Raw genomic sequence first — 14566 nt, forward strand, 5'->3', positions numbered from 1 at the left:
AACCAAAGTCTTTTTTGTTCTTTAGCCCCCCCAAACCCACCGGCTATAGTCGCAGGCAAACTGCCAACACCTTCTCGATAACAAGGAAGCAACGTGAAAAAACTCTTCACCGCCTCGCTGCTCGCCGCAGGCCTTGCCTTGGGCAATTTCGCCCAGGCTGCCCCGACCCTGCTCAACGTCTCCTACGACGTGATGCGCGACTTCTACAAGGACTACAACCCGGCCTTCCAGAAGCACTGGGAAGCCGAGCACAACGAGAAGGTCAACGTGCAAATGTCCTTCGGCGGCTCGAGCAAGCAGGCGCGTGCGGTGATCGATGGGCTGCCAGCCGATGTCATTACCATGAACATGGCCACCGACATCAACGCCCTGGCTGACAACGGCAAGCTGGTGCCGGACAACTGGGTAACCCGCCTGCCAAACAACAGCGCGCCGTTCACCTCGGCCACGGTATTCATCGTGCGCAAAGGCAACCCAAAGGCGCTGAAAGACTGGCCCGACCTGCTCAAGGACGGCGTGCAGGTGATCGTGCCCAACCCCAAGACCTCGGGTAACGGCCGCTACACCTACCTGTCGGCCTGGGGCTATGTGCTCAAGCAGGGCGGTGATGAAAACAAAGCCAAGGCGTTCGTCGGCAAGCTGTTCAAGCAGGCGCCAGTGCTGGACACCGGTGGCCGTGCCGCCACCACCACCTTCATGACCAACCAGATCGGCGATGTGCTGGTCACCTTCGAGAACGAAGCCGAGATGATCGCCCGCGAGTTCGGCCGCGACCAGTTCGAAGTGGTCTACCCAAGCGTTTCTGCTGAAGCCGAACCGCCGGTGAGTGTGGTCGACAAAGTGGTGGCCAGAAAGGGCACCCAGGCTGCCGCCGAGGAATACCTGAAATACTTGTGGTCACCCGCAGCGCAGGAAATCGCCGCGCAAAACTACCTGCGCCCGCGTGATGCGACGGTACTGGCCAAGTACACCGATCGCTTCCCGAAAGTGGACTTTCTGTCGGTGGAGAAAACCTTCGGTGACTGGCGCACCGTGCAGAAGACCCACTTCAATGATGGTGGGGTATTTGACCAGATCTACACCAATCAGTAATTGATGTAGCCAGGCCCGGCCTCTTCGCCTGTAGGAGCGGGTTTACCCGCGAAGAGGCCAGCCGAGGCAGCATCACACCTGGCGGAATACCAAGGCCTTCAGCCCACCCGCCGGGTCCACATCAGGAAACTCCGGCGGGTTCTCCAGCCGCTCGACAAACGCCAACCCCGGCGCCTGCTGTGCCATCCCCTCGATCAGAAACTCCGGCCCGATCCCCGGGTCGTTGACGCACGCCAGCACGGTGCCGCCCGCGCTCAACAACTCCGGCAAGCGCCGCAGGATCTTCGCGTAATCCTGGGTCAGCACGAAGCTGCCACGCTGGAAGGTCGGCGGGTCGATGATGACCAGGTCGTAAGGCCCGTACTTGCGCACCTTGCCCCACGATTTGAACAGCTCATGCCCCAAGTACGCCACCCGCGATGCATCGTGGCCATTCAGGCGATGGTTGTCGCGGCCGCGGGACAACGCCGACTTGGCCATATCCAGGTTCACCACCTGCTCGGCGCCCCCGGCAATGGCCGCCACCGAAAAGCCGCAGGTGTACGCGAACAGGTTCAACACGCGTTTACCTGCCGCCTGCTCACGCACCCAGCGCCGGCCATAACGCATGTCGAGGAACAGGCCATTGTTCTGTCGCACCCCCAGGTCCAGCAGGTAGGTCAGGCCGTCCTCGACCACCTCGCGTTGCTGACACGGCTCGCCCAGCAGCCACTGGCCGGGGCTGTCGGGCAGGTAGCGGTGCTGGATGATGATGGCCTGGCCCGCCCACTGCGGGCGCTCGGCAAGGCTGCGCAACATCGCTTCCAGTTCGCCCAACTGGCCCTCGGGCGGCTCGCGGAACAGGGCGACCGACAGCACGCCTTGCAGCCAGTCGACGGTAACCTGTTCCAGGCCCGCCCAGCAGCGGCCACGGCCATGGAACAGGCGGCGGGTTTCCTGCGGGGCAGGGTCGAGGGCGGCGAGCAGGTGTTGCTCCAGAATCTGGATCGGCGAAGTCATGAGGGGTCGCAAGCTGGCAAAAGCGGCATTCTACCCCCTGAGGGCGCTTTGCGCCCTATCGCCGGCAAGCCAGCGCCCTGGGCCGGAACCACCACCCCTGCTGCATCCCCGCCGCCGCCAGCAAGATCAACCCCACCCCCAGCCACTGCAGCGGCGCCAACCGGTGCCCAAACGCTACCCAGTCCACCAGAATCGCCGCAATCGGGTAAATGAACGACAGCGCCCCGGTCAACGCCGTGGGTAAACGCTGAATGGCGCTGTACAGCAGCACATACATCAAGCCGGTATGCACCATACCCAAGGTCACCAGGCTGGCCAGCGCCGGTACTTCGCCCGGCAACCCGCCCAATTTGACCCAAGGTGCCAGCAGCAACATACCCGTGGTCACCTGGATCAAAGCGATCAAGTGCGGCGGGGTGCCGCTCAGGCGCTTGATGATCAGCGCTGCAATGGCATACAACAACGCCGCGCCGAGCGCCAGGGCAATGCCCAGGAGATAGCCCTCCCCACTCCCCTGCCCCACACCATGGGCACTGACGATTGCCAACATGCCGAGGAACGCCACGCTCAACCAGGTAACCTTGGCCAAGGTGATTTTCTCGCCCAGGAACAGCGCCGCCAGGCCCACCAGCATGAACGGTTGCACGTTGTACACCGCCGTGCCGATGGCAATCGACGCCCGCGAGTAGGAAGCGAACAACAACACCCAATTGCCGACGATGGCCACACCGCTGGCAATCGCCAGGAGGAACGCCGTGCGGCTGATCACGCCCGGCCGCAGAAAGCCGAACCCCGCGCAAATCACCAGCAAGGTTCCGGCACCGAACACACAGCGCCAGAACACCACCTCCAGCACCGGCTGGCCCGACACCAACACGAACCAGCCGATGGTCCCGGAAATCAACATGGCGGCGACCATTTCCAGCGAACCACGACGTAATGAACTGTCCATCTCACAACTCCTGTTGACCATGGCAACAGTATGCAAAGGTTGCTTGTCGTCCTTCCAGCGGATAACGAAGGTAAGTTTGCGCGCTTGCCTTTACTATCAAGGCAAATAAGCTGATTAACCTGACGAGGTAACCATGACCGACGCCATCGACCAATTGCTGCTCAATGCGCTGATGGAAGACTCGCGCCGCTCGCTAAAAGCCTTGGCCCAGATCAGCGGGCTGTCCGCGCCCAGCGTCAGCGAGCGCCTGCGCCGGCTGGAGGAACGCGGCGTGTTGCGCGGTTACACCGTGGAGGTCGACCCGCGCGCCTTTGGTTACCAGTTGCAGGCCATCGTACGCATCCGCCCATTGCCCGGGCAGTTGCAAGAGGTTGAGCGGCAGATCATCGCCATTCCCGAGTTCACCGAGTGCGACAAGGTTATCGGCGAGGATTGCTTCATCGCACGGCTGCATGTGCGCTCAATGGAGCAGTTGGACATCCTGCTCGACCGCATCAATGTGCTGGCTGGGACCAATACCGCGATCATCAAGAAGACCCCGGTAAAGCGGCGGTTGCCACCGATGGATTGAGGTCTCCTGTTCTGGCTCCCTGCCCAGCAGTACCCGCGGATCAGCTCGGGCAGCTATGCGCACCGTCATTCAGGCCCTGGCGCACGTTGCGGCTGAGCAGGCTGGCCTTGCCGTCTTGCCAGGTCAGGGTCAGTACGTAGAGGGTATCGAAATCGTCACCGTTCCAGTCCTCGGTGATCACCCGCTGTTCACCCAAGGCCTTGCCAGCCACGGTATTGATTAATTCCGGCAGGTAACCGTGGGACCAGGCGGTGTAGACGGTGGCATTGCGGTATTTGTCGCTGAGCAGCTCATCGGCCAGTGCCTCGGTGTCATTGGCGCCATAGTCGATGTTCACCGGCAAACCGAGGCGGATGGCGCTGGGGGTGATGGTCATCAGCGGGCGGATGTAGCTGTAGCTCTCGTCCTTGCTGCCTTCCTCGACATGCCGCGAGGGGTTGGCGGCAAACACGTAGTCGGCCTTGCCGAAACGCTCGGGCAGCACGGTAGCCAGGTCCAGCGCACGGTTGAGGCCTTGGCAGTTCAACTGGCCCAAGCCCTCGCCCGGCTTCTCGGCGTGGCGCAGGAACACCAGGGTTTGGGTGCCATCCACCGGTTGTGCCCGCCTTTCGACAGCCTTCAGTGCCAGCGGTACGGCGATGGCTGTGAGCAGCAGGCTCAGCAACAAGTGACGACGACGGCGCAAGAGTGGTGGCAACTTCATCAAAGCAGGCTCGTGTGGCAAAGAAAATCGGGGTTACCCGCCACATTGCCCTGCCTGCAGCATTGCAGGGCATCCTTGTAGTGAAGGCCATCCTTGGCAACGAGTGAGGGTCAGAGTGCCCTGAACCCGTTTGGTTCCTCCCTGGCGGTGAATGCCGTTCCCTAGGCAAGGCTTACGTTAGAGGATGGGTGTTGCTGAATTGTGTAGCGAACGAGAACAAGGGGTTGCAATGTGGCCCACTCAATCATCCCGCGTCAGCACTTCCAGCAACTCGATCTCGAAGGTTAAATCCGAATTCGGCGGAATCGTGCCTACGCTGCGTGCGCCATAACCCAGGTGTGCCGGTACCAGCAACTTGCGCTTGCCGCCCACGCGCATCCCCATTAGGCCCTGGTCCCAACCCTTGATTACCCGGCCAGTGCCGATCACGCACTGGAACGGTTTGCCACGTGACCAGGACGAATCGAACTCGCTGCCGTCGGCCAGCCAGCCGGTGTACTGGGTGGTGATCAGGGCGCCTTTGACGGCGGCTTTGCCATCACCCTCGACCAACTCGATGATCTGCAGTTCTTGGCTCACAGGCACACTCCAACGCTGAAAACAAAGCCGCCCTTTTCTCAGGAATGCACCGGTTTGGCAAGTTCGCCTGGCCTTTCAGCTGTTTTGCTCGAACACTTCTTGGCCGGTCAGTTGCTTGGTCTGGTTGGCGAAGCAGTACCAAGCGGGTTTTTCTTCGACGAAAATCTGCATGTTGAAATCCCACTCCTGGTCGCCGTCGAGCAGGCCGACTGGCACGGCATGGAAGTCGTTGGCCTTGAGTCGATAATACAGGTGTGTGCCGCACTGGCCGCAAAAAGCTCGCTGAGCCCAGTCGGAGGAGTCGTAGACGCTGGGCGCCCGCCCTTCGATCAGTGGAGGGCGTGTGCAGTCAACCACCAACAGTGGACCACCGGTCCACTTGCGACACATGCTGCAATGGCAGGCGCTGACATGGGTGTTGTCGACGGTGACCGTCAGCCGGGTCGCGCCACACAGGCAGGTGCCGTGCTTTTCCAGGGCCATGGTTGGCTCCTTGAGCGGAAGATGGGCCAGCAAGTATAGATGCCAGTTCAGATGTATACAGTTCCGCGCAGGTACAACGCCGCCCGCCCGCTGATGATTACCCGGCCATTACCCGGCACTTGGCACTGCAGCTGGCCTTTGCGCCGGCCACCCTGTTCGCAGTCCAGTACTTGCTTGCCCAGCCGCTCGGCCCACACCGGTGCCAGCGAGGTGTGCGCCGAGCCGGTCACCGGGTCTTCGTTCAAGCCTACCCGCGGGCCGAACCAGCGGGTGACGAAATCAAAGCCACGGCCTGCGGCCGTCACGGCGATGCCGCGCACGTCGAAGGCCGACAGGGCAACGAAGTCCGGCTGCAATGTGTCGAGCAACAGGGCGTCATCGATCACGACCACATAGTCATCGCTGCGCAGCACCGCCAGCGCCTGGCTCAGGCCCAGCGCTTGCAGTAGGCCTGCCGGAATGTCCACGGCGACCGGCTGCTTGGCCGGGAAGTCCATGGCCAGCAGCCCGTCGGCGCTGCGGCTGACGCGAAGCTCGCCACTGCGGGTATTGAAGCGCAGCACCTGCGCCTGTTCGCCTAGTTGCTCGAACAGCACGTAGGCCGAAGCCAGGGTGGCGTGGCCGCACAGGTTGACTTCCACGGCCGGGGTGAACCAACGCAGGTCGTAGGTTTCGCCGTTGCGCACGAAATACGCGGTTTCCGACAGGTTGTTCTCTGCGGCGATGCGCTGCAGCACATCATCCGGCAGCCAGCTTTGCAGTGGGATCACTGCTGCCGGGTTGCCGCCGAAGGGTTCGGCGGAGAAAGCATCGACCTGGAATATCTCGAGCTGCATGCACGACTCCTTGTGCCTGGTCGCGGCCAGGCTGATGTCTGAAAAAGGTGGTCATCGTCGACGATTTCCATCAGCACGCAGACCACCTTCGGATCATTTCGAGGGGCATTATGCGGACTCACCAGCCAGTACAGTCAACCGAAATAACGAGCCATAACTGTACTGTACCGCTACAGCTCCTACCCTCGCGCTCGCGCTTGCGCTTGCGCTTGCGCTTGCGCTCTTGACCTTGATCTTGATCTTGATCTTGATCTTGATCTTGATCTTGATCTTCGCGACTTCAGGAGGCCGAACGCAGGTCTTGCGGAGGGAGGTGACGGGCATGGATGCCCGTCAAGCGCTGGGCCCCAGGATGGGGCCTGCAGCGCGGTCCTCCCGGGAGCAAGGCCGGAGAGAGGGGACCCCGGAGCGCAGCGTAGGGGCCGGATGATGGGAGCGCAGCGTTTTTTGGTTACTTTTTGTCGCGTTTGACAAAAAGTGACTCGCCGTAAGGGCGAAAAGGTGAGTCAGTGTCGCCATCGCTGCTGGACTATGCGCAATAGAAAAACCAGCGCTATCCTGCTTTTCGCTTTTCGCTTTTCGGGCATAGGCTTTGAAAACGGGGTCAACATTCATTGCCGAAGGTCGCCATCATCCGGCCCCGACGCTGCGCTCCGGGGTTCCCTCGCTACGGTCTTGCTCCTGAAGTCGCAATCGGCGGCGCCTGAACTATCGCGCGCTTAGAAGCAAAAGCAACTAGCAATTAGCAATTAGCAATTAGCAACGTTGCAGCTATTGGGCAAAGGCACGTCCCAAGCCACCCGGCACACCGCTGCTGTCAGTCTCCTGCCAAGGCCCATCCGGGCTCAGCGACCAGCTCCAGCCGTTGTCGAACCGGTAATAGGTCCGCTGGCGGTAAAAGGTATTGGGCTTCTTCTCCAGCACATACACCCCCAGCTTGGGGTCCCAATGGCTAGCCCCGCCAGGCGGCGGTGCAAAGCTTGCCGAGGTACGCGGCATCGGCTTGGGAATAGCCGCCGGCTTGCTCGGCTGGGTAGACGGCTGCCCGCCCGGCAGCGGCTTGACCGCCGGCCCCTGATGCGGCGGCACGCGCTCGATCGGTGGCTCGGGCTGCTCGTACGGCTCATGCACCGTACACGCAGACAAACCCAGGGCCAGGGTGATCAGGGTCAGGCGGACGGTGCTGTGCATGGCATTGCTCTCTTACGGGTCGGGGCTGTCGATGGTCAGGTGCTGGGTGGCCTGCGTGGCGCTAGGCAATGGCATGCCCTGGCCAATCCACTCGCCATGGGTAGGCTGGCCGGCCCGCGAGACACGTGCAACCAGTTGGACTTCGGCAAAGTCGGACAGTTTCATCTGCGGCATCATCGCGTCAGCATCAGACAACTCCACCTCAATTGGCAACTGCGCCACGGTCACCCGCTTGGCCGCAAGCGGCATGGGCGGGCCGTTGCTGGCGCGGGCGAAGATGAACACCGTGTCCTGCGGCTTGACCTTGTCCTTCAGCGCCGCCGCCAGCTCCACCCGCACTTTCAAGCGCGCCGCCACCGGCGCCGGCTGCGCGGCCTGGCCAGCCGAACCCTGCAGGCGCTCGACAGCGCGGTCGATCCCGCCCTGCAAGGCCGCACGTGAAGTATCGCCTTCTGGCAACTGCGCCAGCAGGCGCTTCCAGTAATCGATGGCTTGCTGGTAACGCTCGCCCTCAAAGGCGGCAATACCGCGCAAGCCCAGGCTGGTCACTTCGTTAGGGTCGGCTTGCAGCGCCTCGTCGGTCAGCGCCTGCAATTGCGGGCTCCACTGCTTGTCGGCAGCGAAGTACAACGCCTGAGCCCACTGCCCCAGCAGCTCGGGCTGGCGACCGGCCAGGGCCACGGCCCGCTCGAAGGTTCGCGCAGCATCGGCCGGGCGTTGCTCAGCCATATAGGCCCGGCCAAGGAAGTACATGGCCTCGGCCGACTCCGGCTGCGCCTGCACCACCCGCTCCAGGCGCGTGGTCATTTCTTCCATCGACTTCGGCGCTTCGGCAAACTCCTGGGTCAGCGCCACCTTGTCAGCCGCGCCAAAGTGCAGGTATAGCCCCAATGCCATCAATGGCACCAACACCGCTGCCAGCAGTGGCAAGGCCTTGCCCAAGTGGCCCTGGCGCGCCGGCGCTGCGCCTTCGGTATCGGCCAACAGTTCACGGGCCGCTTCATCACGGCCCTTGGCCAGCTGTGCCTCGTCGAGCACGCCAGCGGCCTGCTGGGCGGCTAGTTCGCCGACACGTTCCTGGTACAGGGCCACGTTCAGGGCGGTGCGGTCTTCTTCCTGCTGGCGACGACGGCCACGCAGAATCGGAACAAGCAGGAAGCTGAGGGCAGCGAGCAGCAGCAGGCCCGCACTAAGCCAGAATTCAATCATGGGTCTGTTCTTTTTCCAGCAGTTTGGCGAGACGCTCGCGTTCTTCGGCAGATAACTCATTGGCGCCCTGGACGGCCGCCCCGCGGCGGCGGCGCACGATCACCGCCAGCACCACGAAACCACCGGCCAGCAGGATCCCCGGGCCGAACCACAGCAGCCAGGTGCGCCCACTGAGCGCCGGCTTGTAGCGCACGAAGTCGCCATAGCGGTCGACCATGAAGTCGACGATCTGCTGGTTGCTCTTGCCCTCGCCAAGCATGCGGAAAATTTCCCGGCGCAGGTCGGCGGCGATCGGCGCGTTGGAGTCGGCGATATCCTGGTTCTGGCACTTGGGGCAGCGCAGCTCTTTGGTCAGCTGCTGGTAGCGCTCACGCTCGGCCTCATCGCGGAACTGGTAGGTGTCGATCGCCGCCTTGGCCACACTGATCACACTCAGGCCCAGCACTGCAGCTGCCAACCAGCGCTTCATGGCTTGGCCTCATCGACCAAGCCCTGGTACAGCGGCGCCAACTGCTCACGCCAGACCGTGGCATCGACCACTCCCACGTGCTTGTAGCGGATGATGCCCTTGGCATCGATCAGGAAGGTTTCCGGTGCGCCGTACACGCCTAGGTCCAGGCCCAGGCTGCCCTGCTCGTCACGGATATCCAGCTGGTAGGGGTTATGGAACTCCGCCAGCCACTTCAGCGCCGCCCCATTGTCGTCCTTGTAGTTGACGCCATGGATCACCACGCCCTGCTGGGCCAGTTGGTTCAGGTATGGGTGCTCGACCTTGCACGACGGGCACCAAGTGGCCCACACGTTGACCAGGGCCGGGCGGCCCTGCAGGTCGGCCTGGGTCAGGGTGCGATCACCTTGGGTCGAAGCCAGAGAAAACGCCGGGAACGGCTTGCCGATCATTGCCGAAGGCAACTCGTCAGGCTTGAGGAACAGCCCTTTGTAAAGGAACACCGCCACCAGCAGGAACACCGCCAGGGGGACTACCATGATCCAACGCTTCATGCAGCTGCTCCAGACACGCCCAGGGCATCACGCACCCGGGTCTTGACCTTGACGCGGTAGCGCCGGTCGAGGGCCGCCAGCAACCCGCCCAGGCCGGTCAGCAGACCGCCCAGCCAGATCCAGCGAACGTAAGGCTTGATATGCACGCGTACCGCCCAGGCGCCGTTCTCCAGCGGCTCGCCGAGGGCGACGTACAGGTCGCGGGTAAAGCCTGCGTCAATGCCGGCTTCGGTCATCATCGACTGCTGCACGGTGTACAGGCGCTTCTCGGGATGCAAGGTGGTCACCTCTCGGCCATCGCGGCTGACCACGACGGTGCCCTTGTCGGAGATGAAGTTCGGCCCTTCGAAATGCTTGGCACCCTGGAACAGGAAGTGATAACCGCCCAGCTCCACACTTTCGCCCGGGGCCATGCGCAGGTCGCGCTCGGCGCTGTTGTTGCTCGACAGCACCACGCCCAGCGCGCACACCGCCAGGCCCAAGTGCGCCAACTGCATGCCCCAGTAGCTGCGGGTCAGGCCGCGCATGCCCTTGGCCACGCCTTTGTGGCGGGTTTTATCGAGCACGTCGCGCAGGCCGCTGAGCACCACCCACGCGGCCAGGGCAAAGGCGCTCAGGGTCGGCCAGTCGAAGTCATCGACGATAAAACCGGCCACCGGGGCCAGCACCGTACTGCCGATCAGTACCGGCGTCATCATGCTGGCCAGCCATTTGCCCGGGGTGTCCTTCCAGCGCACCACCACCCCCACGCCCAGCACCACCATCAGCAGCGCCATCAGTGGCAAGAACAAGGCATCGAAGTACGGCGGGCCGACCGACAGCTTGGCCCCGGTCAGCGCATCGAGCACCAGCGGGTACAGGGTGCCGAGCAGAATCATCGAAGCGGCCACCACCAGCACCAGGTTGTTGGCCAGCAACAGCGTTTCGCGAGACCACAGGGCAAAACCGACCTGGCTCTTGACCACGGGCGCACGCAGGGCGAACAGGGTCAGCGACCCGCCCACCACGAACAGCAGGAAGATCAAGATGAACACGCCCCGTGACGGGTCGGCGGCAAAGGCATGCACCGACGTCAGCACGCCGGAACGCACCAAGAAGGTACCCAGCAGGCTCAGTGAGAATGCCGCAATTGCCAGCAGTACGGTCCAGCTCTTGAACACCCCGCGCTTCTCGGTCACCGCCAGTGAGTGGATCAGCGCCGTGCCCACCAGCCAAGGCATGAACGAGGCGTTTTCCACCGGGTCCCAGAACCACCAGCCCCCCCAGCCCAGCTCATAGTAGGCCCACCACGAACCCAGGGTGATGCCCACGCCGAGGAAGGCCCAGGCGACGATGGTCCACGGCCGTGACCAGCGCGCCCAGGCAGCGTCCAGGCGGCCGCCGAGCAAGGCTGCGATGGCAAAGGCAAAGGCCACCGAGAAACCCACGTAGCCCATGTACAGCATCGGCGGGTGAACGATCAGGCCAAAATCCTGCAGCAGTGGGTTGAGGTCGCGACCATCGGTCGGCACTTGCGGCAGCAGGCGCTGGAACGGGTTGGAGGTGATGATCAGGAAGCTCAGAAAGCCCACGCTGATCATGCCCATGACCGCCAGCACACGGGCCAGCATCACCTGCGGCAACTGCCGCGAAAACACCGATACGGCAAAGGTCCAGCCGCCGAGGATCAACGCCCACAGCAGCAACGAGCCTTCGTGGGCACCCCACACGGCACTGAACTTGTAGTACCAAGGCAACGCGCTGTTGGAGTTGCTGGCCACGTAGGCTACCGAGAAATTGTCGGTGAGGAAGGCATGGGTCAGGCAGGCAAAAGCAAACGCCAGGAAGGCGAACTGCCCCCACGCCGCTGGCCGCGCCAGGCTCATCCACAGGGTGTCGCCACGCCAGGCGCCCAGCAGCGGAACGCTGGCCTGCACCAAGGCAAAGCAAATGGCCAAAATCATCGCCAGTTGGCCAAGTTCGGGTATCACCAGCGCCGCGTTCATGGCTTGCCCTCCCCACCCGTGGCGGCCTGGCTGCTTTCCTTCAGGGCCTTGGTCACTTCGGGTGGCATGTACTTTTCATCGTGCTTGGCCAGTACTTCATCTGCCACCACCACGCCTTCGGTGTTGACCTTGCCAAGTGCGACAATGCCCTGCCCTTCGCGGAACAGGTCGGGCAGGATGCCACGGTAGGTAATGGCTACCGACTTGTTGAAGTCGGTGACCACGAAGCGCACATCCAGCGAGTCGGCCGAGCGCTGCACCGAGCCTTTCTCGACCATGCCGCCGGCGCGGATGCGGGTGTCCAGCGGCGCTTCACCGTTGGCGATCTGGGTGGGTGTGTAGAACAGGTTGATGTTCTGCTGCAATGCGCTCAAGGCAAAGCCGACGGCAACCCCGACACCGACCAACAGGCCGACGATGAGCAACAGGCGTTTCTTGCGCTGCGGATTCACTGGTTGTTCTCCCGGCGCAAACGGCGCGCCTCATCTTGCAGGTAGCGACGGCGGGCCAGCAGGGGCGTGGCGACGTTCAGCGCCAGCACCGCCAGGCAGATACCATAGGCCGACCACACGTACAGGCCATGGTGGCCCATGGCGAGAAAGTCACCGAAGGTGGCAAAACTCATGGTGCGGCCCTCCGCCCCAGGCTATTCAATACTTCATCCTTGACCCAACTGGCACGCGCTTCGCGCTTGAGCACCTCCAAGCGCATGCGTAGCAGCAGCACGGCACCGAAGAAGCAATAGAAACCCAGTGCCGTGCACAGCAGCGGCAGCCACATTTCTGCTGGCATCGCCGGTTTTTCGGTGAGGGTGAAGGTGGCGCCCTGGTGCAGGGTGTTCCACCACTCCACCGAGTACTTGATGATCGGAATGTTCACTACCCCGACAATCGCCAGCACCGCGCAAGCCTTGGCTGCACTGTCACGATTACTGATTGCCTGGCCGAGCGCAATAATGCCGAAGTACAGGAACAGCAGGATAAGCATGGACGTGAGGCGGGCATCCCAGACCCACCAGCTGCCCCAGGTTGGCTTGCCCCAGATGGCGCCGGTGACCAGCGCCACGGCGGTCATCCAGGCACCGATGGGCGCAGCGCATTGCAGGGCGACATCGGCCAGCTTCATCTTCCACACCAGCCCTACCACCCCGGCCACTGCCAGCAGCACATAGCAGGACTGCGCCAGCATCGCCGCTGGCACGTGGATGTAGATGATGCGGAAGCTGTTGCCTTGCTGGTAGTCCTGGGGGGCAAAGGCCAGGCCCCAGGTGATGCCGACCAGCAGCAGGAGCACGGCGGCGCCGGCAAGCCACGGCAGCATGCGGCCGCTGATGGCATAGAACCATTTGGGGGAACCGAGCTTGTGGAACCACGTCCAGCTTATTTTCATCAGGGTACATCCAGGGTATTGGCCGGGCTTGAAAGCCCGGGACTCGTTATTCGCCGACGCTGATCTTCAGGCCGGCCGCTATCGCAAAGGGTGCCAGCGTCACGGCCAGGGCCGTCAAGCTAGCGAGCCAGAGCAGGTGGCCGGTTGCTGGCATATTCTGCAACGCCGCTTGCAACGCACCACTGCCCAGGATCAATACAGGGATATACAACGGCAGAATCAGCAATGCCAGCAGCAAGCCACCGCGTTTCAGACCAACCGTCAGCGCCGCGCCCACCGCGCCCAGCAGGCTCAATACCGGCGTGCCTAGCAGCAGGGAACCCAGCAGCACCGGCAGGCAATGGCTGGGCAAGCCCAGCATCAGCGCCAGTAGCGGCGCCAACAATACCAGCGCCAGCCCGGAAAAGATCCAGTGTGCCAGCACCTTGGCCAGCACCAGCAGCGCCAGCGGGTGCGGTGACAGCACCCACTGCTCCAGCGAGCCATCCTCAAAATCGCTGCGGAACAGGCCGTCCAGCGACAACAGTACCGCCAGCAATGCCGCCACCCACACCAAGCCCGGCGACAAGGTTTGCAACAATTGGCTTTCCGGGCCGACCGCCAGAGGGAACAACGCCACCACGATGGCGAAGAACACCAGCGGGTTGGCCAGTTCGGCTGGGCGACGGAACAACAGGCGCGCTTCGCGGCGCAACAACAGGATGAATACGCTCATGCCGCCCATTGCCCCAGGTTCAGTTCACGGTAGCCAGAGGGCTTGCGTTGCAGCGTGTGGTGGGTGGTGAGCACCACCGTGCCGCCCTGCTCGCAATGGGCCGCCAGGTGCGCTTCGAGTTGCGCCACGCCCTGTTTGTCGAGGGCGGTGAACGGTTCGTCGAGAATCCACAGCGGCGGGCTGGCCAGGTACAGCCGGGCCAGCGCCACGCGGCGCTGCTGGCCGGCGGACAGGGTGTGGCATGGCACGTCTTCGAAACCGCGCAGGCCGACCGCCGCCAACGCTGCCCAAATCGCCTCGTGGCTGGCGGGCTGGTGCAGGGCGCACAGCCAGGTGAGGTTTTCCTCGGCGGTGAGCAGGTCCTTGATACCGGCTGCATGGCCAATCCACAGCAGGATGCTGGCCAGGGCGTGACGCTGCTCGGCCAAGGGCTTGCCGCCCAGCAGGATGTGCCCGGCAGTCGGCTGCATCAGCCCGGCCAGCAGCCGTAGCAGGCTGGTCTTGCCGCTGCCGTTGGGGCCGCTGATCTGCAGCATGTCGCCGGGCCGCAGTTCGAATGCCAGGTGCTCGAACAGCAGGCGCCAGTCGCGCTCGCAGGCCAGGCCCGCAGCTTGGAGGTGAAGGGTCACGGTTTCGCCTTATCTTTGTAGGGCTTCGGGGCGGTGTCGCCTGGTTCGCGGGCAAGCCCGCTCCTACAAGTGCAGTGCAGGCCTCGAGGGCAGCACAAATAGTTGTAGGAGCGGGCTTGCCCGCGAACCAGGCGACACCGGCCTGAAGCCCTGTGTCTCAAGTCGCCCCCCTCGCTGCCGTTATACTGGCAACCACGGGCGGTCGGCATTATTACACGCGCCGCCGTGCTG

The 14566-nt window shown here is 63.1% G+C and carries 18 protein-coding genes; 2 read left to right on the forward strand and 16 right to left on the reverse strand.

Features of this window, described 5'->3' with window-relative positions:
• Positions 1-93 precede the first annotated feature (93 nt).
• Complete coding sequence (locus tag DV532_RS17365) at positions 94-1092, forward strand: sulfate ABC transporter substrate-binding protein (RefSeq protein WP_056801490.1); 999 nt, start codon at positions 94-96, stop codon at positions 1090-1092.
• A 72-nt stretch (positions 1093-1164) separates the two neighbouring features.
• Here the strand turns inward: DV532_RS17365 and DV532_RS17370 are convergent, their stop codons facing one another.
• Positions 1165-2091: a class I SAM-dependent methyltransferase gene (locus DV532_RS17370; protein WP_056801492.1), complete on the reverse strand. Its 927-nt coding sequence runs from the start codon at positions 2089-2091 to the stop codon at positions 1165-1167.
• Between the two features lie 55 nt (positions 2092-2146).
• Positions 2147-3043, reverse strand: a complete 897-nt coding sequence (locus DV532_RS17375; RefSeq protein ID WP_056801494.1) for a DMT family transporter — start codon at positions 3041-3043, stop codon at positions 2147-2149.
• Between the two features lie 133 nt (positions 3044-3176).
• On the opposite strand from DV532_RS17375, the gene DV532_RS17380 reads away from it, so the two are divergent.
• Positions 3177-3614, forward strand: coding sequence for an Lrp/AsnC family transcriptional regulator (locus DV532_RS17380; RefSeq protein ID WP_056801496.1), 438 nt, complete (start codon positions 3177-3179; stop codon positions 3612-3614).
• A gap of 40 nt (positions 3615-3654) precedes the next feature.
• Here DV532_RS17380 and DV532_RS17385 read toward each other — a convergent pair whose 3' ends face one another.
• From DV532_RS17385 to ccmA, 14 genes are all read right to left on the reverse strand, one after another.
• The gene (locus DV532_RS17385; protein WP_056801498.1) at positions 3655-4317 is read right to left on the reverse strand and encodes a hypothetical protein; all 663 of its coding nucleotides are present in this window, start codon (positions 4315-4317) and stop codon (positions 3655-3657) included.
• 240 nt (positions 4318-4557) lie between these two features.
• A complete protein-coding gene (locus DV532_RS17390; protein ID WP_056801500.1) occupies positions 4558-4896 on the reverse strand; it encodes an FKBP-type peptidyl-prolyl cis-trans isomerase in 339 nt (112 codons plus the stop codon).
• 75 nt (positions 4897-4971) lie between these two features.
• Entirely contained in the window at positions 4972-5379 is a 408-nt protein-coding gene (locus DV532_RS17395) for a GFA family protein (protein WP_056801501.1), read from the reverse strand.
• Positions 5380-5426: 47 nt separating this feature from the next.
• Positions 5427-6215, reverse strand: coding sequence for a PhzF family phenazine biosynthesis protein (locus DV532_RS17400; protein WP_056801503.1), 789 nt, complete (start codon positions 6213-6215; stop codon positions 5427-5429).
• A gap of 771 nt (positions 6216-6986) precedes the next feature.
• Entirely contained in the window at positions 6987-7406 is a 420-nt protein-coding gene (locus DV532_RS17405; protein WP_056805292.1) for a hypothetical protein, read from the reverse strand.
• 12 nt (positions 7407-7418) lie between these two features.
• Positions 7419-8615 (reverse strand): c-type cytochrome biogenesis protein CcmI, encoded by a 1197-nt coding sequence (gene ccmI, locus DV532_RS17410; RefSeq protein ID WP_056805289.1) that lies wholly within the window; start codon positions 8613-8615, stop codon positions 7419-7421.
• Entirely contained in the window at positions 8608-9084 is a 477-nt protein-coding gene (locus DV532_RS17415; protein WP_056805288.1) for a cytochrome c-type biogenesis protein, read from the reverse strand. The genes ccmI and DV532_RS17415 overlap by 8 nt, the downstream gene beginning before the upstream one ends.
• Positions 9081-9617, reverse strand: coding sequence for a DsbE family thiol:disulfide interchange protein (locus DV532_RS17420; protein ID WP_056805285.1), 537 nt, complete (start codon positions 9615-9617; stop codon positions 9081-9083). The genes DV532_RS17415 and DV532_RS17420 overlap by 4 nt, the downstream gene beginning before the upstream one ends.
• On the reverse strand, positions 9614-11587 hold the full coding sequence (locus tag DV532_RS17425; protein ID WP_177339550.1) for a heme lyase CcmF/NrfE family subunit: 1974 nt from the start codon (positions 11585-11587) through the stop codon (positions 9614-9616). The genes DV532_RS17420 and DV532_RS17425 overlap by 4 nt, the downstream gene beginning before the upstream one ends.
• An 11-nt stretch (positions 11588-11598) precedes the next feature.
• Positions 11599-12054, reverse strand: a complete 456-nt coding sequence (gene ccmE, locus DV532_RS17430; RefSeq protein ID WP_056805279.1) for a cytochrome c maturation protein CcmE — start codon at positions 12052-12054, stop codon at positions 11599-11601.
• Complete coding sequence (ccmD, locus tag DV532_RS17435; RefSeq protein ID WP_056805277.1) at positions 12051-12227, reverse strand: heme exporter protein CcmD; 177 nt, start codon at positions 12225-12227, stop codon at positions 12051-12053. Before ccmD ends, ccmE begins: the two co-directional genes overlap by 4 nt.
• Positions 12224-12991 carry a heme ABC transporter permease gene (locus DV532_RS17440; RefSeq protein ID WP_056805275.1) on the reverse strand — a complete coding sequence of 256 codons (768 nt, stop codon included), beginning with the start codon at positions 12989-12991 and terminating at the stop codon, positions 12224-12226. Before DV532_RS17440 ends, ccmD begins: the two co-directional genes overlap by 4 nt.
• A gap of 46 nt (positions 12992-13037) precedes the next feature.
• Positions 13038-13715 carry a heme exporter protein CcmB gene (gene ccmB / locus DV532_RS17445; RefSeq protein ID WP_013973563.1) on the reverse strand — a complete coding sequence of 226 codons (678 nt, stop codon included), beginning with the start codon at positions 13713-13715 and terminating at the stop codon, positions 13038-13040.
• The gene (gene ccmA, locus DV532_RS17450; protein WP_056805273.1) at positions 13703-14335 is read right to left on the reverse strand and encodes a cytochrome c biogenesis heme-transporting ATPase CcmA; all 633 of its coding nucleotides are present in this window, start codon (positions 14333-14335) and stop codon (positions 13703-13705) included. Before ccmA ends, ccmB begins: the two co-directional genes overlap by 13 nt.
• Between the last annotated feature and the right edge of the window lie 231 nt (positions 14336-14566).

The organism is Pseudomonas sp. Leaf58 (genome assembly GCF_003627215.1).
In the GTDB taxonomy this organism is placed as follows: domain Bacteria; phylum Pseudomonadota; class Gammaproteobacteria; order Pseudomonadales; family Pseudomonadaceae; genus Aquipseudomonas.